General features: G+C 76.3%; 17 protein-coding genes. 7 read left to right on the top strand and 10 right to left on the bottom strand.

Annotated elements, in window-relative coordinates; all coding sequences use genetic code 11:
* On the top strand, positions 1 to 326 hold a 326-nt coding region (locus E1284_RS41810; RefSeq protein ID WP_207923981.1), incomplete at its 5' end, for a hypothetical protein.
* On the opposite strand, the gene E1284_RS27480 is transcribed toward E1284_RS41810, so the two are convergent.
* The 9 genes from E1284_RS27480 to E1284_RS27440 form a co-directional block, all read right to left on the bottom strand.
* Positions 321 to 1,493, bottom strand: coding sequence for a VWA domain-containing protein (locus tag E1284_RS27480; RefSeq protein ID WP_131943040.1), 1,173 nt, complete (start codon positions 1,491 to 1,493; stop codon positions 321 to 323). The two genes, E1284_RS41810 and E1284_RS27480, sit on opposite strands and share 6 nt — an antisense overlap.
* Positions 1,494 to 1,599: 106 nt before the next feature.
* Positions 1,600 to 3,930, bottom strand: a complete 2,331-nt coding sequence (locus E1284_RS27475) for a DUF5682 family protein (RefSeq protein WP_131943039.1) — start codon at positions 3,928 to 3,930, stop codon at positions 1,600 to 1,602.
* Positions 3,891 to 4,976, bottom strand: a complete 1,086-nt coding sequence (locus E1284_RS27470; RefSeq protein ID WP_131943038.1) for an ATP-binding protein — start codon at positions 4,974 to 4,976, stop codon at positions 3,891 to 3,893. The genes E1284_RS27475 and E1284_RS27470 overlap by 40 nt, the downstream gene beginning before the upstream one ends.
* Entirely contained in the window at positions 4,973 to 6,532 is a 1,560-nt protein-coding gene (locus tag E1284_RS27465; protein WP_131943037.1) for a DUF5691 domain-containing protein, read from the bottom strand. The genes E1284_RS27470 and E1284_RS27465 overlap by 4 nt, the downstream gene beginning before the upstream one ends.
* Complete coding sequence (locus E1284_RS27460; RefSeq protein WP_243714776.1) at positions 6,529 to 7,851, bottom strand: SWIM zinc finger family protein; 1,323 nt, start codon at positions 7,849 to 7,851, stop codon at positions 6,529 to 6,531. The genes E1284_RS27465 and E1284_RS27460 overlap by 4 nt, the downstream gene beginning before the upstream one ends.
* Positions 7,852 to 7,861: 10 nt before the next feature.
* The gene (locus E1284_RS27455) at positions 7,862 to 8,737 is read right to left on the bottom strand and encodes a cytochrome c biogenesis CcdA family protein (protein ID WP_131943035.1); all 876 of its coding nucleotides are present in this window, start codon (positions 8,735 to 8,737) and stop codon (positions 7,862 to 7,864) included.
* The gene (locus tag E1284_RS42620; RefSeq protein WP_207923980.1) at positions 8,734 to 9,216 is read right to left on the bottom strand and encodes a DsbA family protein; all 483 of its coding nucleotides are present in this window, start codon (positions 9,214 to 9,216) and stop codon (positions 8,734 to 8,736) included. Before E1284_RS42620 ends, E1284_RS27455 begins: the two co-directional genes overlap by 4 nt.
* A 118-nt stretch (positions 9,217 to 9,334) precedes the next feature.
* The gene (locus E1284_RS27445) at positions 9,335 to 9,739 is read right to left on the bottom strand and encodes a hypothetical protein (protein WP_131943034.1); all 405 of its coding nucleotides are present in this window, start codon (positions 9,737 to 9,739) and stop codon (positions 9,335 to 9,337) included.
* Between the two features lie 75 nt (positions 9,740 to 9,814).
* Positions 9,815 to 10,540, bottom strand: a complete 726-nt coding sequence (locus tag E1284_RS27440; protein WP_131943042.1) for a M50 family metallopeptidase — start codon at positions 10,538 to 10,540, stop codon at positions 9,815 to 9,817.
* Positions 10,541 to 10,741: 201 nt separating this feature from the next.
* Between E1284_RS27440 and E1284_RS27435 the strand changes: the two genes are divergently transcribed.
* Genes E1284_RS27435 through E1284_RS27425 form a run of 3 tightly spaced genes read left to right on the top strand, consistent with a single transcriptional unit; the run spans position 10,742 to position 15,034 of the window.
* The gene (locus E1284_RS27435; RefSeq protein ID WP_243714775.1) at positions 10,742 to 11,725 is read left to right on the top strand and encodes an AAA family ATPase; all 984 of its coding nucleotides are present in this window, start codon (positions 10,742 to 10,744) and stop codon (positions 11,723 to 11,725) included.
* 1 nt (position 11,726) lies between these two features.
* Entirely contained in the window at positions 11,727 to 12,857 is a 1,131-nt protein-coding gene (locus E1284_RS27430) for a DUF58 domain-containing protein (protein ID WP_131943033.1), read from the top strand.
* Positions 12,854 to 15,034: a transglutaminase TgpA family protein gene (locus E1284_RS27425; RefSeq protein ID WP_131943032.1), complete on the top strand. Its 2,181-nt coding sequence runs from the start codon at positions 12,854 to 12,856 to the stop codon at positions 15,032 to 15,034. Before E1284_RS27430 ends, E1284_RS27425 begins: the two co-directional genes overlap by 4 nt.
* Here E1284_RS27425 and E1284_RS27420 read toward each other — a convergent pair.
* Complete coding sequence (locus E1284_RS27420; protein ID WP_131943031.1) at positions 15,015 to 15,653, bottom strand: hypothetical protein; 639 nt, start codon at positions 15,651 to 15,653, stop codon at positions 15,015 to 15,017. The genes E1284_RS27425 and E1284_RS27420 overlap by 20 nt on opposite strands.
* Before the next feature lie 18 nt (positions 15,654 to 15,671).
* On the opposite strand from E1284_RS27420, the gene E1284_RS42615 reads away from it, so the two are divergent.
* The 3 genes from E1284_RS42615 to E1284_RS27410 all read left to right on the top strand — a co-directional run.
* Entirely contained in the window at positions 15,672 to 15,851 is a 180-nt protein-coding gene (locus E1284_RS42615) for a hypothetical protein (RefSeq protein ID WP_207923979.1), read from the top strand.
* Positions 15,848 to 16,783, top strand: coding sequence for a threonine ammonia-lyase (locus E1284_RS27415; protein WP_207923978.1), 936 nt, complete (start codon positions 15,848 to 15,850; stop codon positions 16,781 to 16,783). Before E1284_RS42615 ends, E1284_RS27415 begins: the two co-directional genes overlap by 4 nt.
* 121 nt (positions 16,784 to 16,904) lie before the next feature.
* Positions 16,905 to 18,043 (top strand): NHL repeat-containing protein (locus E1284_RS27410; protein ID WP_207923977.1); only part of this gene is annotated, 1,139 nt, incomplete at its 3' end.

Below are 18,043 nucleotides of genomic sequence, written 5' to 3'. Positions count from 1 at the left end.
CCGGGGTGCTCGCTGCTCTGGACGTCGCCGCTCTGGCGATCCTGATCGCCCGGCCGGGGCTGTCGGAGGGGCATCGGGGCGGGCTGCTGCCGGTGGTGGCGTCCTCGTTCGCGGTGGTCGCCGTGGTCACGCTGGTGGCGGTGATCCTCGCGTGGCGGGGGTCGCGGGGCGCGGCCTGGACGGTGCTGGCGGCGCGTGTCGTGCGGGTGGCGATGTGGGGCGCCTGGGGGGCGCTGGTGCAGGTGCAGGCGTCCGCGCTGGCCGGGCACGCCGTCCTGACCGCCGTGGTGGTCGTGCTGCTGGCGCGGGGGCTGTCGCGGTCATGAGGCGTTCCGCTCGGACCACTCCTTGAGGTCGCGGCGCTCGATCGCGGCGGCCATCAGCTCCGGGAACGCGTCCGGGGTGCAGGCGAACGCCGGGACGCCCATCGCGGCCAGTGCCGCCGCGTTGTCGTGGTCGTAGGCGGGCGCGCCCTCGTCCGACAGGGCGAGCAGCACCACCACCTGGACGCCCGCGGCGGTCAGCGCCGCGACCCGACGCAGCATCTCGTCGCGGATGCCGCCCTCGTACAGGTCGCTGATCAGCACCATGATCGTGTCGTTCGGGCGCGTGACGAGGCCCTGGCAGTACGCGATGGCCCGGTTGATGTCGGTGCCGCCGCCGAGCCGGGTGCCGAACAGCACCTCCACCGGGTCGTGCAGCTGGTCGGTGAGGTCGACCACGTTGGTGTCGAACACGACCAGGGACGTCCGCAGCGACCGCATCGAGGCGAGCACCGCCCCGAACACGCTGGCGTACACCACCGACGCCGCCATCGAGCCGCTCTGGTCGATGGCGAGGACCACGTCCCGCTTGACGGCCTGCCGCCGCCGTCCGTACCCGATCAGCCTCTCGGGGACGAGGGTGCCCTGCTCGGGCAGGTAGTGCCGCAGGTTGGCGCGGATCGTCCGCTCCCAGTCGACGTCGGCGAGCCGCCTCGGGCGCAGCACCCGCGCCGACCGGTCGAGCGCGCCGCCGACCGCCGACCGCGTCTTCTGCGCCAGCCGGCGCTCCAGGTCGCGGACGACCGTGCGCACCACCGCGCGGGCCGACTCCCGCGCCCGGTCGGGCATCACGCGGTTCAGCGACAGGAGCGTCCCGACCAGATGCACGTCGGGTTCGACGGCGTCCAGCATCTCCGGCTCCAGCAGCAGCCGGGTGAGGTCGAGCCGCTCGATCGCGTCCTTCTGCATCACCTGCACGACGCTGGACGGGAAGTACTCGCGGATGTCGCCGAGCCACCGCGCCACCGAGGGCGCCGAGTCGCCGAGCCCGGCGCTGCGCCGCCCCGGCCGCGACCGCCCCTCGTCGGACCCGCCGCCGTACAGCTTCTCCAGCGCCCCGTCCATCCGGACGTCGTCCCCGGTGAGCGACACCCCGGTCCCGTCGGCCCGCTCACCGCCGAGCACCAGCCGCCACCGCCGCAGCCGATCGTCCACGCTGTCACCGCTCACGCCGTGACTCCTTCCGTGCGCGTCCGGAGCCGCGCTCGCTCGTTCGTCCCGTCTTGGCCGGTCGTGCTCCCGGCGGTGGTTCGTGCAGGTGGTGTGGGACGTGTGGTCATCGGGGCGGCCAGCCGAGGATCTCGAGTGTCGTGGCGGCGGCGGGGGCCGCTCGGGTTTCGTCCATGTCTTCTTCGGGGTGGTCTGGTGCGGCTTCGGGAGAACCGGGGCGGCGGCGGAGCTGCTCGCCGATGGCGCGGCGCTCGGCGGACGGGTAGGCGCCGAAGGTGCGGCGCAGCAGGGGCAGGACGTCGGTGAAGGAGTCGGCGGGCAGGCCCGCGATCCAGGCGTCGACGAGGCGGAGGAGGGCCGCGTCGTGCAGGAGGAGCAGCGCCCCGCCGGACAGGAAGCCCTCGACCCAGGCGGCGGCGCGGTCGGGGGCGGCGCCGGCGGACACGGCCCGCGCCATCCGGTCGGGGACGTCGTCGAGCCGGCCCGCGTCGAGCAGGAGGCGGGTCAGGCGGCCCTCGATGAGGCCGTGCAGGGCGTCCGGGCGGGCGAGCAGGCCCTCCAGCGTGCGGCGCCAGCGTTCGAGGTGGCCGTCGTCGGCGAGCAGGGACAGCGCCCCGTGCACGGCGTCGACGTGGGCGAGGAACTCGCGGGCGGCGTCGTCGTCCAGGCCCGTGACGGCGGGCGGGAGGCCGACGCAGACGCGGACGACCAGGCCGTCGACGACCGCGCGGAGCGGGCCGGTGGAGGTGCCGCGGACGTCGCCGTAGCGCAGCGCGCGGACGAGGGCCGGCATCGCCGCCATCAGGTGCGCGACGTCGGTGTCGACGGCGGCGCGGTCGGCGAGGGCGCGCATGACGGTGGGGAGCGCCTCGCCGAGGTCGGCGAGCAGGCAGCGCTCGGCCACCGACGTCAGGTCGGCGAGCGCGGTGGCCTGCTCGGCCAGCGCCTCGGCGCGGGCGGCGGCCGCGCCGCGGACGGTGGTGCCCCACGCGCCGGCCTCGATCAGCTCGACGTCGAACTCGGGCCGCCACACCAGCGTCCACGTCTCGCGGAAGGTGCCCTTGGAGCGGCCGGTGCCGGCGGGCACGCCCCAGTCGACGTCCAGCAGGCGGAGGCGGTGCAGCAGGCGGCTGCGCTCCAGGTCGGTGGGCTTGCGCAGGTCGAGGTCGTGCTCCTTGCCGAGCGCGGACGGCTTGAGCCGCAGCCGCCGCTGCTCGGCCTGCAGGTCGCGCTGCAGCGGCACCATCGGGGTGCGGTCGGGGACGGCGCCGAGCCGCTCCCCGACGACCATGCGCCGCTGGATCAGCTCGACCGGCAGGTCGGCGCCCTCGCACAGGACGGCCCGGGTCGCCTCGGTCACCTCCGCCAGCCCGGCGAGGGGGCGGCCGCGCAGCGCGGCGAGGGCCTCGGCGAGCCGGACGGCCTCGATCACGTGCGCGGACGAGACGTGCAGGTCCTCCTCGCGCAGGACGCGGGCGGCGGCGGTCAGCCACCGCTCGATCGGGCGGTCCCGGGCCGTGAACAGGTGGTGGTACCAGCCGGGGGAGCGGACGCCCGCGCCGTAGCCGGAGTGCCCGGCGAGCCGGCCGTGCGTCCACGGGACCCATGTCATGGCGACCTTGGTCTTCGGCAGGCCGCGCAGCGTCCGGTCGTCGTGGGTCGCCGGGACCCTGGCCTGCAGGGCGGGCACGTGCCACGCGCCGCACACGACCGCGACCCGGTCGTGGCCCTCCTTGAGGGTGCGGCGCAGCGTCCGCCGCATGTGGGCCTCGCGCTGCTCCTCCCGCAGCCGGTGGCCGGCGGGCGCGCCCTCGGCCGGCCGCGCGCGCAGCTCGGTCATCGCCTCCGCGATCGCCGGGAACGGGGACGGCCCGCCGCCGCGGTGCTCGACCACGTCGTCCCACCAGCGTTCGGCGTCGTCGTAGCCGGCGGCCTTCGCCAGCCACCCGAGCGGGTCGAGCCGGATCCCCTCCGCGGCCGGTCCCTCTCCGCCCGGGGCCTCCCCGCCCGGCGCTTCCCCGTCGGGCGCTTCCTCGTCGGAGGGCTCGTCGTCCGCGGCCGGGACGAGCTGGTTCGCCGCCGGCAGGTCGCAGAACCGGACCGGCACCCCGGCGTCCAGCCCGTACCGGATCGCCTGCCATTCCGGGCTGAACTCGGCGAACGGCCAGAACGCGGCCTTGCGTCCGCCCTCCCCGGAGGCGGCGTCCGGGGTGGGGGAGTAAGCGAGCAGCGCGACCGGCGGCACCATCCCCGCGTCGCCCGCGAGCTCCACGATCGGGTCGGCCTCGGGCGGGCCCTCGATCAGCACCGCGTCCGGCTTGAACTCCTCCAGGGCGCCGCGCAGCGCCCGCGCCGAGCCGGGCCCGTGGTGGCGGATCCCGTAGACCTCGACGCGGCTCAAGACACCTCCCGGCAGGCGCGGTAGAAGTCCCGCCATTCCGGGCGGTCGCGGACGACGGCCTCCAGGTACTCCTGCCACACGACCCGGTCGGACACCGGGTCCTGCACGACGGCGCCGACGATGCCGCCCGCGACGTCGGCGGCGCGCAGCACCCCGTCGCCGAAGTGCGCGGCGAGCGCCAGCCCGCTGGTGACCACGGAGATCGCCTCGGCGGTGCTGAGCGTCCCGCTCGGCGACTTCAGCTTGGTGCGCCCGTCGGCGGTGGCGCCGGAGCGCAGCTCGCGGAACACGGTGACGACGCGGCGGATCTCCTCCAGCCCCGCCGGGGACTCCGGCAGCTCCAGCCCGGCGCCGATCTGGTCGACGCGGCGGGCGACGATGCCGACCTCGTCCTCGACGGTCTCCGGCAGCGGCAGCACGACCGTGTTGAACCGGCGGCGCAGCGCGCTGGACAGCTCGTTCACGCCCCGGTCGCGGTCGTTCGCCGTCGCGATCACCGTGAAGCCCTTGCGCGCCTGCACCTCGGTGTTCAGCTCCGGGACGGGCAGCGTCTTCTCCGACAGGACGGTGATGAGGGTGTCCTGGACGTCGGAGGGCATCCGGGTCAGCTCCTCGATGCGGGCGACCTGGCCGCGCCGCATCGCCCGCATCAGCGGGCTCTCCACCAGCGCCCGCTCCGACGGCCCCTCGGCGAGCAGCCGCGCGTAGTTCCACCCGTAGCGGATGGCCTCCTCCGCCGTGCCGGCCGTCCCCTGGACGAGGAGCGTCGAGTCGCCGCTGACGGCGGCGGCGAGGTGCTCCGACACCCACGTCTTCGCCGTCCCGGGGACGCCGAGCAGCAGCAGCGCCCGGTCGGTGGCGAGGGTCGCGACCGCGACCTCCATCAGCCGCCGCGGCCCCACGTACTTCGGGGTGATCGCCGTCCCGTCCGGGAGGCCGCCGCCGAGCAGGTACGTGGTGACGGCCCACGGCGACAGCCGCCAGCCGGGCGGCCGGGGCCGGCCGTCGTGCTCGGCCAGCCGCGCCAGCTCGCCCGTGTACTCCTGCTCGGCGTGCGGACGCAGTACCGCGTTCTCGGTCAAGGGGTCAGCTCCTTCAGCATCTCGTCGCGGAAGTGCAGGGTGGCGATCAGGTCGGTGACGGCGCGCGGGGCGGCGTCGCCGCGCGCGGCCAGCGGGTCGAGGCGGGCCGCGGCCGCCGGGTCGAGCCGCTGGTCGGCGAGCCGGCACAGCTGCGTGACCAGGTGGTCGTCGCGCTGCGCGGGCCGTTCGGCGGACGCGGTGAGCGTCGCCACGACCGTCGCCGCGAGCGGCCCCGTCCACGGCCCGGGGACCCGTTCGAGGACGCGCAGCAGGTCGGCGCGCCCCTGCACCCAGCGGATCAGGTCGGCCGCCGCGGCGTCGCGCTCGCCCGCGGGCAGGACGGACAGCAGGCCGGCGAGCGCGTCCGGCTCGTCCACCATGACCCCGCCCTTGAGCAGGGCCCGCGCCCATGCGCCGTCGTGCTGGGCGTGCGCGGCCTTCGCCCACCCGATGTGGACGTCGCGCCCGTCGGACTCGGAGACCGCCTCGCCCTGGCGGGACGGCTCTCCGGCGGCCGCGCCGATGGGCAGGCACACGATCTCCATGGGCGGCAGCGCGAACAGCTCCGTCCACGTGGACAGCGGAGTGCGGGCGAGGATCTCGCGCAGCCACGCAGCCCGCGTGCCCACCGGCCCGCCCGCGCCGCGCGGCGCGAACGACCCGCTCGGATGGAACGGGACGCCGTCGCGGGCCATGTCCTCGTCGTGGGCGTGCGGCGGCTCCACCTGGATCCAGGTCCGCCGCCGCCCCCGCACCGTCCGGACCACCGGTGCCAGGCAGCCGCGGGCCCGCGCCGCCATCCGCGCCCCGTAGGCCGAGCCGGGAAGCCGGGCGAGCAGGTCGGACGCGATCTGCCGGACGTCCTTGCCCCGGTCCTCGAGGGCCGCCTCGAGGAACTCCTCGTCGCCCAGCGACAGCCCGTGCTCGAACGTGGCGAGGAAGGCCGCGCGGTCGGGCGCGGGCTCCTTCGCCCACGTCTCGCGGAGCAGCTCCCGCGCGCGCTCGGGCTCGGTGTTGCGCAGCATGGTCAGGTAGGCCACCCGCCGGTTGCGCGTCCCCGTCTCCCACACCTCGGGGCCGCCGCCCGGATCGTCGCCGGCGCCGACCAGGTACGCCCAGTCGGTGTTCTGCAAGGCCAGCCATACCCCGCGCCGCCCGGACGCCCGAGCGATCGACGGCCGCAGCGCGCGGTCGCCTCGGCCTCGCTCCAGCAGGTCGGGCAGCGCCTGCGCGGGCACCCGGAAGCCCCGGTCGGCCGCCGCGTCCAGCCATTCGGGCAGCACCCTGATCTGCTCACCGGCCAGGATCCGCCGCAGCCGCGCCGCCGCCGCCCGCGGCACGACCGGGGCGTCCTCGACCGGGGCGAGCGCCACCGGCTCGGGCGCCGCCCTCGGCGGCACCCGCCCGGCCCGCCGCCGGACGGCCAGCAGCGCGGCCTGGTCGAGCAGCCGGCCCGCCCGGTCGCCGGCCTCCGCCGGGGCCTCGGGCAGGGCGGGCGGATCCCGCCGCTCGGTGCCGAGCAGCGCCGCCGTGACATGCTCGCTCCACGCGCTCACAGGACCACCGCCCCTTCGACGTCGTGCCAGGCCGCCAGCGGGTGCAGGCCGCGCGGGCTCCACTCCCCGGCCAGCGTGACCGCCCCGCCGCCCGACAGCGCGAGCAGCCGCCACGGATCCGCCGTCCGCAGCGGCAGCGCGTCGCCGGCCTCGTCGATCACCGACAGGTCGCCTCCCTCCGCCCGCGCCAGGCGGACGCCGGCCAGGACCACCGGCCAGCGGTCGAGCCAGGGATCGCGTGCCAGTGCCGCCGCGTGCTCGTCCAGGAACCCTCGCACGGACGTCCCCTCCGGAGCCCCCGGCGCGGCGGGCCCGTACCGCTGGGCGACCAGGGCCCGCAACGGCTGAGACCCCGGATAGAACGCGAGTTCCGCATCGACCTCCGTCCCCACGACCAGCGACGCGTCCAGCGATGTGCCGGGCGCCGCGAAGGACAGCACCAGCGCCGGGCGGCCCGTCCGCCGCCCCCGCAGCCATACCCGCCGCGTGGTCAGCAGATCCTGCGCGGTGTCGCGCGACCCGATCACCGACCACAGGTCGCGGACGCGCTCCCCGCCCGACAGGACCTCCTCCTGCGGGACGGTGAACCCGACCCGCGACCGGACGGTGCCGCGCAGCCCCTCGGGCAGCTCGTCCCGCCGCTGATGGGCGCGGACGAGCAGCCGCAGCAGCGCGTACTCCTCCAGCAGCCGGCCCGGCCATCCCGGCCGCCGCGGGATCGCGGCGAGCGCCCTGACCTGCCCCGCGAGCGCGCCCGCCTGCGCGTCGACGAGCCGCCGCGCCGCGTCGTCCCACAGCCGGTAGGGCGCCTTCTCCGCCTGCGCGAGGCCGTGCGCGACCTGGTCGCGGAGCCACTGGTCGAGCTCGGCGAGCCCGTCGTCGACCCGCCGCTCCCGCCGCTCCGCGGTCTTCGGATCGCGCGCCCTGCCCGCCGACGAGCCCGCCGACGACGCCGCCGACGAGGCCCGCCGCTCCGCCGCCCGATCGGCCCGCTCGCGCCGCTCCTCGATCCACTCGGCGACCCACCCCGGGCGGGGCCCGCCGTCGACCGCCGAGTCGGCCCAGAGCAGCAGCAGCCCGAGCGCGTGCTTGCAGGGGAACTTGCGGCTGGGGCAGGTGCACCGGAACGCGGGCTCCGTCAGGTCGACGGCCGTCCGGTACACGGACGTGCCGCTGCCCTGGCACTCGCCCCAGACGGCCTCGTCGTCGCACCCGGTGCCGCCCCACGTGCCGGACTTGGCGACCCCGCCGGCGGCCTTCGCGGACGAGGCGTCCGGCGCGAGGCCCAGCACCTGCTCCCGCCCCCATCGCTCGATCACACTGTCGAAACTATCCGCCCCCTCCGACATTCTCCTCGTGATGATCCTGCGCGTCCTCCCGATCCCGGCCGGACGGGCGGCGGAGTTGCGCGACCAGCACACCTGCGGCGACGGCCGCCGCCAGGAACAGCAGCACGGCCGCGTTCGAGACGCCGGCGGCGGCCTCGCCCATCCACTGCTGCGCCCGGAACTCGGTGTCGACGTCCAGGACGGACGGCAGCGCCGACGTCCCGTCGAACGCCAGGAACAGCGCCCCGAGCAGGACGAAGAACAACCCCGACACCAGCGAGTTCGTATGCAGGTCGAGGCGCCCCACCCGGAACGCCCGCCCGCGCAGCCGGCGCCGCCCGCCGAGGCGGAGGCGGTCCCAGGACAGGGCGAGCAGGAATATCGGGAACGCCATGCCGAACGCGTAGACCGCCAGCAGTGCGGCCCCGTACCAGGGGTGGCCGCCGACCGCGGAGATCGTCAGGACGCTGCCGAGCACCGGCCCGGCGCAGAACCCCGCCAGCCCGTACACCGTCCCGAGCAGGTAGACCGTCCAGGACGACCCGGGCCTGATCCGCGCCGCCGCGTCCTGGACGCGCCGCGACGCGAACCCCAGGCCGAGGATCTGCGCGACGCCGAGGACGACGACCGTCCACCCTCCGACCGCCACCACCAGGTCGCGGTGGCCGTAGAACACCCGTCCCACGATCGACCCGGCCGCGCCGAGCGGCACCAGCGTCGTGCACAGCCCCAGGTAGAAGACGAGCGTCCGGCCGAGGAGCTGCGCCTTGCTCGCGAACGCGTAGGCGAAGAACGCGGGCAGCAGGAGCGCGCTGCAGGGGCTGAGCAGCGCGAGGAGCCCGCCGAGGAAGGCGGCGGCGAGGCCGACGTCGGTCACCGCCCCTCCTTCTCCGCGATCGCGGCGGCCCGCTCGATGGCGGCCTCGAACGCGCCGTACGGCTGCGCGCCCAGCACCGGCTGCCCGTTGACGAGGAACGCGGGCGTGCTCGGGACGCCGAGTTCGTAGCCCTCGTCGGAGTCGCGCCGGACGGCCGTGCGCGCCGCCGCGCCGTCGATCTCCGCGCGGAACCGGGCGAGGTCGGGCACGCCCGCCTCCCGGGCCATCGCGACGAGCCGCTCGGTGGCGAACGCGCCGCTTTCGCGGCGCGCCTGGTCCGGCATTGTGACCGCGTCCTCGGACGGTGAGGGCGATGCGCTGGACGATGCGCTGGACGACGCGGCCGGCGTCCCGGCGGCCGGCCGGTCGTCTCCGCCGGAGGCCGGCGAGAAGGCGCCGAGGCCGAGGGAGCCGGCGAGGACGGTCCCCGCGACCGCGATGACGAGCCGGTTCCTGCGGGGTGAGGTGCTTTCGGACATGGTGATGCTCCCGACAACGAAAGACGAAGGGCCGGGCGGGCGGCGAGGCCGGGCCCGGAGGAGGACGTCGGTGTCCGGCGCTACGGCGGGAATGCCGATGCGCCGCGGCGGGAGCGGTCTAGATCCGCAGGATGGAGAGGAGGAGGTGTCCGGGAGCGGGCGGAGCGGGACCCGCGCGCACGTCCACGGCCCGCTGGACAGGGGCTCGGCGCGGCGCGTCCGGTTCCGCGATGGCGTGCGCCGCCCCGGTGTCGGCGGGCTGCGGCGCGGTCTGCGTCTCGGTGGACGGCGGCTTGTTCGCGCACCGCGTCCCGTCCTCGGCACCGACCACCGAACCGGGTTCCGGGGCGGCGGCTTCGGCGTGCGCGGCGGCAGCGGTCTCCTGCGACCCGCTCGGCGGCGCCGCGGACATCGCCGCCGAGCCGAGCGCCTTGGTGCACAGGGCCGCGGCGAGCACGAGCAGCAGCAGCGTGACGACCCAGGCGCGCGTCGAACACGCGGCGCGCACGCCACCACGAGCCATCGTCAGGGTCCTCTTCCGCTCCGGAACGGTTCGCGCTCACCCTACGAACGACGGCCCGCCGGGGCAAAAGCGAGGTCAGAGCCCGGGGAGGGCCGGGAGGTCGGGGACGTCGACGTCGGGGACGAGGAGCGCGCCGCCGGCGAGGAGGGCGAGCAGGGCGGTCGCGGCGAACAGCCCCACCCAGGCGAGGCCGGGGACGCCGGTGAGGTGGGCGAGCTGGTCGGCGTCCGAGCTCGGCGCCATGTGCCGGGCGCGCATCCGCTGCAGCTCGATCACCGGCCGGGTCGCGGCGAGCAGCAGGAACCAGGCGGCCAGGTAGGCGAACCCGGCCTGGACGGTGGCGCTGCCCAGCCAGGACACCGCGAAGATGACCGCGCCGGTGGCGATGACCGACAGCGCGCCGTAGGCGTTGCGGATCATCACGAGCATCGCGGCCAGCAGCGCGAGCGAGAACCACAGCATGAGCGTGATGCGCCCCCCGGCCAGGAGCAGCGCGAAGAACAGGCCGAGCAGCGGCGGCGTGATGTAGCCCGCCAGCGCGGTGAAGATCATGCCGGGGCCGTGCGGCTTGCCGCGCGACACCGTGACCCCCGAGGTGTCGGAGTGCAGCTTGATGCCGTCCAGCTTGCGGCCGGTGAGCAGCGCGATGAGCGCGTGCCCGCCCTCGTGCGCGATCGTGACGGTGTTGCGGGCGACGCGCCAGGTGGGGCCGTGCAGCACCGCGCCGAGCGCCACGAGGCCGACGAGGCCGACCAGCCACAGCGGCGGGTCCGGCTGCGAGCCCGTCAGCCGGTTCCACATGTCGGCGATGCTGATGTCTTCCACGTCCACCTCGGAGTCCGTCGTCGCGATGCCCAACAGTAGGACGTCGCGGACGACGCCCGCGTTCGGTTCGTCGCGGATCGAGGTGATGTTCCGGGATCTTGCCGCCTTTGCCGCGTATTGCCGTTAAGGTGCCGTTCGCACCGACGGAGCGTCGGCAGGACGGGGGTCCGGGGGCGGATGACGGAGAACGCGGGGATGGACGCGGACGCGCTGGCGGGGCGGTTCGCACAGCTGTTCGCGGCGCTGGCCGGGAGCGTGGAGCGGGTCGTGCGCGGCAAGCGGGACCGGGTCGAGCTGGCGCTGATCTGCCTGCTCGCCGAGGGGCACCTGCTGGTCGAGGACGTCCCCGGAGTGGGCAAGACCACGCTCGCGCGGGCGATGGCGGCCTCGGTCGAGGCGAAGTGGGCGCGCATCCAGTTCACCCCCGACCTGCTGCCGAGCGACATCACCGGCGTCTCGATCTTCAACCAGGGCGCGAACGCGTTCGAGTTCCACCCCGGCCCGATCTTCGCCAATATCGCGGTCGCCGACGAGATCAACCGCGGCTCGCCGAAGACGCAGTCGGCGCTGCTGGAGGTCATGGAGGAGCGCCGGGTGACCGTGGAGGGCGCCCCGCATCCGGTGCCGCGCCCGTTCATGGTCATCGCCACCCAGAACCCGGTGGACATGGACGGGACCTATCCGCTGCCGGAGGCGCAGCTCGACCGGTTCCTCATGCGGATCTCGATGGGCTACCCCGACCACCGGGCCGAGGTGGCGCTGCTCGCGGGCGCGCCCACCGGCGCGACGCTGGACCGGCTGCCGCCGGTGCTCGGCGGCGAGGACCTCGCCCGCGCGATCGACTTCGCGCAGCGGCTGCACGTCGCGGCGCCGCTGCACGACTACCTGGTGCGGGTCGTCGCGGCCACCCGCGAGCATCCCGACCTGCGGCTCGGCGCGAGCCCCCGGGCCGGGATCGCGCTGCTGCGGGCGGCGCGGGTGCGGGCGGCGGCGGCCGGGCGCGGCTACCTCGTCCCCGAGGACGTGAAGGCGCTCGCCGTCCCGGTGCTCGCGCACCGGCTGATCGTGGCACCGGAGGCCGAGCTGCGCGGCCGGACCGGCGCCGAGGTGGTCGGCGAGGTGCTGCAGAGCGTGCCCACGCCGCAGGCCGCCGGGGTCTAGCGTGCTGACGCCGCTCGGATGGGGGACGGCGGCCGTCTCGGTCCCGCTGTACGCGGCGGGCTGGTGGCTCGGCTACCCCGAGCCCGCGATGCTCGCGGTCGCCGGGCTCGCGGCGGTGGCGGGCGCGCTGCTGTGGACGCTGCCGAAGCCGGACCTGGAGGTCGGCCGCGAGATCGCGCCCGCGAAGGTGGCGCGCGGCGAACCGGCCGTGGGCGTCCTGCACGTGGCCGCCAAGGGGCGCGCGGTGCGCGGCCTCAGCGCGCGGGACGCGGCGGGACCGGCCGATGTGGCGGTCGACATCCCCCGCCTGCGCGCGGGCGGCAGGCGCACGGTGACGTACACGCTGCCGACCTCCCGCCGGGGCGAGATCCCGGTGGGGCCGCTGCGGCTGGTGCGGGCCGACCCGCTGCGGCTGGCCCGCCGGGTCCGCGAGTACGGCGAGCCGCGCGTGCTGCTGGTCCGGCCGCGGACGGTGCCGCTGCCGGTGCTGCCGTCCGGCCGCGCCCACCACCTGGAGGGGCCGACGAGCGACCGGTCCCCGGCCGGGACGGCGACGTTCCACGCGCTCCGCGAGTACGTCGTCGGCGACGAGATGCGCCACATCCACTGGAAGTCGTCGGCCCGGACCGGGACGCTGATGGTCCGCCGGCTCGTGGACGCGAGCCTGCCGACGACGACGGTCGTGCTGGAGGCGCGGGCGGAGTCCTGGCCCGAGCCCGACGACTTCGAGCTGGCCGTGGACGCGGCGGCGTCCGTGGCCGCCGGGGCGGCGTCGGCGGGCTTCCCCGTCCGGATCCTCACCGGCGGCGGCCCGCTGGCCGCCACCCGGGGCGGGCCGGACGACCTGGAGATCCTGCTCGACGCGCTCACCGCCGCCCGGACGCGGGAGGGGCCGCTGTCGGCCGTGGACGCGGTGCGCGGCGTGCGCGCGGGCGGCTCCCTCGTCGTGATCGCGGCCGGCGACGCCGACCTGGGGCGCATCGCGTCCGTCCGCGCCCGGTTCGACCGGGTCGTGGTGCTGCGGGTCAGGGCGGCCGAGCCCGCGTCGGCGCCGCCCGGTGTCCGCCTGATCGACGTGGCGGACCTGGACGGGCTGGCGGAGGCGTGGCGGCGGGCGGGGAGCGCCCGGTGACCCGCTACGTCTCCCTCGCCGTGACCGCCTGTCTGGCCGCCGTCGCGGGCCTGGCGTTCCAGCGCGTCTTCGGGCTCGGGCCCGTCTTCCCGGTCGCCGTCGTCGCCGCGGTCGTGCCGACGCTGCTGTGCGGGCTGCTGTCCGGCCCGCGCGGGAAGGGGCCGTGGCCGCTGTGGATCTCGCTCGTGCTGACCCTGCTCGCCTGGGCGGGGACCGTGTCGCTCACCGTCCTGCGGCCGGCGCTCGGTGACGGGACGCTGCCGCAGGCCCTCCGCGAGGGCGTGCTCAGCTCGTGGAAGGCGATCCTGACCACGCTGCTGCCCGCCCCCGCCGAACCCGAGTTGCTCGTCCTGGTCAGCGTCGTGGTGTGGCTCGCGGCGTTCGCGTCCGCCGAACTCGCGCTCCGCACCGCGCTGCGCGGGGCCCCGGCCGTCCCGGCGCTCGGCGCGTGGGCCGTCGCGCTGCTGCTCGGGGTGGACGGCCCCGGATCGAACACGCCGCTCGCCGCCGCGACCATCGTCCTCATCGCCGTGCTGGTCCTCGTCCGCGCGGACGGCCCCGGTGCCCGCCTCGCCTGGCGGCCGCTCGCCGCCGGGCTGCCGGCCGCCGCCGCCCTCGGGGCGCTGGCCTTCGCGGCCGGCCCGCTCGTCCCGGTCCGCGCCGCGCCCTACGACCCGCGCGACCAGGTGCAGGCCCCGCCGCCGCAGCGGCGCGACGGGGTCAGCCCCCTCGACCGCGTCGGCGGCTGGCTGCTCAACCCCGGCCAGGTCATGTTCACCGTCGACTCCGGGGACGCCGCGGTCGAGCGGCTCGCCGTCCTCGACGCGTTCGACGGGGTGACCTGGTCGTCCACCGCCCGGTTCGTCCCCACCGGGAGCCGCGTGCCGGAGGGGCCGAGGCCGGGCAGGAGCCATGCGATCGCCCAGCGCATCACCGTCCGGGACCTCTCCGGCGTGTGGGTGCCGGCGCCCGACCGCCCCCGCCGGGTGGACGGCCTTCCCGTCGTCGTCGACCCGGCCAGCGGCGCCCTCGCCGCCGCGGAGCCGCTCCGGCCGGGCCAGGCGTACCGGGTCGGCGCCGTCGTGCCCGAGTGGACGGCCGCCGACCTGACCGGGGCGGCCGTCGCCACCGACCCGGAGGCGGACGCCGCGCGGCGGCTGCCCTGGGGGCCGGGTGCGCGGCAGCCGCCCGTCCAGATCGCCGAGTTCCGCCGCTTCGCGCAGGCGGCGACCAAGGGCGCGCGGACGCCGCTGCAGAAGGCGGCGATGCTCGCCGGCTACCTCAAGATCTACGCCAGGTACGACGTGACCGCGCCGCCGGGCCACGGGTACCGGCAGCTCGACTACTTCCTCAGCCAGGCCAGGCGCGGCACGCCCGAGCACTTCGCCACCGCCTACGCCCTCCTCGCCCGGACGCTCGGCCTCCCGTCCCGCGTCGTCGTGGGGTTCGAGGGCGGACGCCGGGCGGGCGGCGCCGTCGAGGTCCGGTCCGGGGACGTCACGGTGTGGCCCGAGATCAAGTTCGACCGCCTCGGCTGGATCCGGTTCAACCCGCTCCCCGACAGCGCACGCGCCTCCAAGGGCAACGAGGGCGTCGCGGCGGGGGAGACCGGGCAGAAGCTGGAGCAGGCGCAGGAGAGCGCCGCGTCCCGGGAGAACGACCCCGGGCCGGACAAGGCGACGCAGCGGCAGGCGCAGAAGGCGGCCCCCGCCGAGGACCCGCCCACACCGTGGTGGGTGTTCGCCTCGGTCGCGGCGGGCGCGCTCGTCCTTGCCTACCTGCTCGCCGTCCTCCTCGCCCCCGCCCTGCGCAGGCGGCGGCGCCGGACGGGCACCCCCGCCGCCCGCATCACCGGCGCCTGGCACCAGGCGCTCGACCACCTCGCCGACGCCGGCCTGTCCACGGCCCGGACGCTGACCGCGCACGAGGTCGCGCGCTTCGGCGCGTCCAGTGTCGGTGCGGCCGCCGGCGGCCACCTGGACCCGCTCGCCGAACTGGTCGACCGCAGCCGCTTCGCCGCGTCCCGCTCCGACGAGGGCGCCGCCGACCGGGCCTGGCACCACACCGACGAGCTGGGACGGCTCGTCACCGCCAAGGCCGGACGCCTCCGCCGCCTGCGCCGGCGCCTGCACCCGAGGTCGCTGCGGGACCGCGCTGTCACGCGGGAGGCACGCTGACGGCGATCTCGCCGCCGAGCACGGCGCCCGTCTCCAGCTCCAGGTCGTCCCCGCTCCAGAACCGGCCGGGGTCGAACCAGTTCGGGCGCCGCCCCTTCGGCAGCAGCCCCATCGACTGGTAGGTCACCGCGACGACCTCCGCGCAGAACGCCGTCTCCAGATCCATGTCCCGCTCGGCCGGGCGCCGGACGGGCACCCTGCCGCGCAGCCAGCGCGTCGCCAGCTTCGAGGTCGACGGGAACGGCGTGCCGTCCAGCCGCGCCACCGCGCGCAGCGCCGCGTCCTCCATCGCGCGGGTCGCCGGCGGGTCGAGCTGCCGCAGCCACGCCCGCTGCCCGTACCGGTTGCCCCACGCGAGGACGGCGTCGCGCAGGTCGTGCAGCTGCGCGCCCCGGTGGTGCCCGCCCGTCCACATGTCCCGCAGCGAGCGGCCCAGCTCGGCGTGCCACATCAGCGGCGGCAGGTCGTCGATGACCACCGCCATGCCGACGTGGTTGACGGGGCTGTTCGTCGTCATCTGGATCGCGCGGTCGGCGACCGTCCGGCCGCGGAACAGCCACACGTCCCCGGTGCGGGTCAGCTCGGCGGCGTCATCGAGGGAGATGCTGGTGCCCGGCATGATCGATACCGTAGCCGGATGGGATGGTGGAAGAGCTCGACCCTGTGGAAGGCGCTCGGCGTCGCCGGGTTCGTCGGCGTCGCCGCGACCGGCGCCGTGATCGTGCGCTCCGAGCGGCGCCGCCGCTCCTACACGCCCGAGGAGATCCGCGGCCGGCTGCACGAGCGGCTCGGCGAGGCGGCCGGGGAGCGCCCGTGACGGCGCGGGCCGTCCGCGTCCCCGGCCCGGGCGACCTGGACCGCGCCTGGCGCGCCGTGTCCGCCGTCCTCGACCCCACCCCGCTCGTCCCGTCGGCGCTGGCGGCCGGCGCGCTGCTGAAGCTGGAGACGTGCCAGCCGACCGGCGCGTTCAAGGTGCGCGGCGCGCTCGCGGCCGTCGCGGCGCTGCCGGACGGCGTCCCGGCCGTGACGGCGAGCGCGGGCAACCACGGCCTCGGCATGGGCTACGCCGCCGCGCGGTCCGGCGCGGACGTGACCGTGGTCGTCTCGACGCGGGCGTCCGAGGTCAAGGTCGACAAGATCGGCGAGTACCCGGTGCGGCTCGTCCGGCACGGGCTGACCTACGACGAGGCCGAGGCGCACGCGGTGACCCTGCCCGGCCACTACGTCTCGCCCTACAACGACCCGGCCGTCATCGCCGGGCAGGGCACCATCGGCCGCGAACTCGACCGGCAGGCCGGCGGCCCGCTCACCGTCGTCGCGCCGGTCGGCGGCGGCGGGCTGCTCGCCGGGCTCTGCCTCTGGGCGCGCGAGCGCGGGGACGTCCGGATCGTCGGCGTCGAGTCGTCGGTGTCGCGCGGCGTGTCCGCCTCGGTGGCGGCCGGGCGGGTCGTCCGGGTCGAGGTCGGCGAGACGTTCGCCGACGGCCTGCCCGGCAACCTCGAACCCGGCTGCGTGACCCCCGAGGTCATCGGCGGCACGGCCGAGCTGACCTCGGTGACCGATGACCAGATCCGGACGGCGCTGCGCCGGCTCTTCGGCGAGCACGGCCTCGTCGCCGAGGGCGCCGGCGCCGCGGGCCTCGCCGCCGTCCTCGCCGGTCAGGTGGAGATCACCGGGCGCCTCGTGGTGGTCGTCTCGGGCCGCAACATCACCATCCCCACCTATATCGAAGCAATACGCGAAAACTGAGCTATCCGGGAAAACCCGGGCGGGCGCACGGAGCGAGCCACTACGGTGTCCCCTGCGAAGACGGGGCGGGTGAACGTGCGTGCGTATGGCGTTTCTGGGGTCTTTGTTCCGGCGTGACCGGTTGACAGGGCAGGTCGCGGTCGGGCTCGTCGGCGTGCTCGTCATCGGCGCCGCCGTCTATGGGGTGGGCGTCGCGAGCGCCAAGTACCGGCTCGCCGACGTCGGCGCCTGGCTGACCGCGCGGTCCAAGGGCCTCGTCGTCCACGTCAACGGCCCGGCCGGCAAGGTCGACGGCAAGACCGCCGTGGTCCCGCAGATGCGCGGCCACAACATCAAGATCGTCCAGGACGGCGCCACCGTGCTGATCGTCGACCTGGACACCGGCGTCGTGAGCCGCCTCGACCCCTCCCAGCTGGACGTCGGGACGAGCCGCCCGCTCGGCAAGGGGCTGCAGGTCCTCGCCGGCGGGGGCAAGGCGTACACGGTCGACTCGGTCAAGGGCGTCGTGCAGGAGATCGACCCGGTCGGCCTGGCCCCGGTCGGCGCCTCCGCGACGCTGCCGCCGATCCTCGGGCAGGCCGCCATCGACGCGCGCGGCGCGCTCTGGGTGCCGGTGGCGCGGAGCGGGGAGGTCGCGGCGTTCACCGGCGGCAGCCTCCGGCCGCCCGTCCGCGTCGGCAAGCCCGGCGACGCCCTCGCGCTCACCATGGCCGCCGGGGACCCGGTCGTCACCAACTCCACCGCCGCGACCGCCACCGTCGTCAAGGCGTCCGGCGCGACGCTCACCGTGAGCCTGCCGACGAGCGTCCGGCGGGCGGGGCGCGGCGGCGTGCTCGCCCCCGCCGCCACCGACGGCACGACCGTCCCGCTGCTGGTGCCCGGCGCCGGGTCGCTGGTCACCGTCGACACCGGCACCGGCCGGTACTCCAGCACGCGGCTGGCCATGCCGAAGCACCGCTACCGGCCGCCGCAGATGCTCGGCGGGAAGGTCTACATCCCGGACGAGACCGCCGGCGCGCTGATCGTGTACGACTCGGCGAACAACCGGTTCGACCGGCCGGTCCGGGTGTCCGGAGGGCCGGCCAGGCTGGACGTCTTCGTCCGCGACGGGCTGCTGTGGGCGAACGACCCGTCCGGCCCGCACGCCGTCGTGATCGACCGGCAGGGCGCCGGGAAGGGCGTCGACAAGTACAAGGACCAGGTGCCCGGCGGCCGCAACCGGCGGCCCATCCCGCTGCCCGGCGGGCCGGAGGCCCCGCC

Source organism: Actinomadura bangladeshensis (genome assembly GCF_004348335.1).
In the GTDB taxonomy this organism is placed as follows: domain Bacteria; phylum Actinomycetota; class Actinomycetes; order Streptosporangiales; family Streptosporangiaceae; genus Spirillospora; species Spirillospora bangladeshensis.
This window is presented reverse-complemented; position numbering and strand designations above follow the sequence as displayed.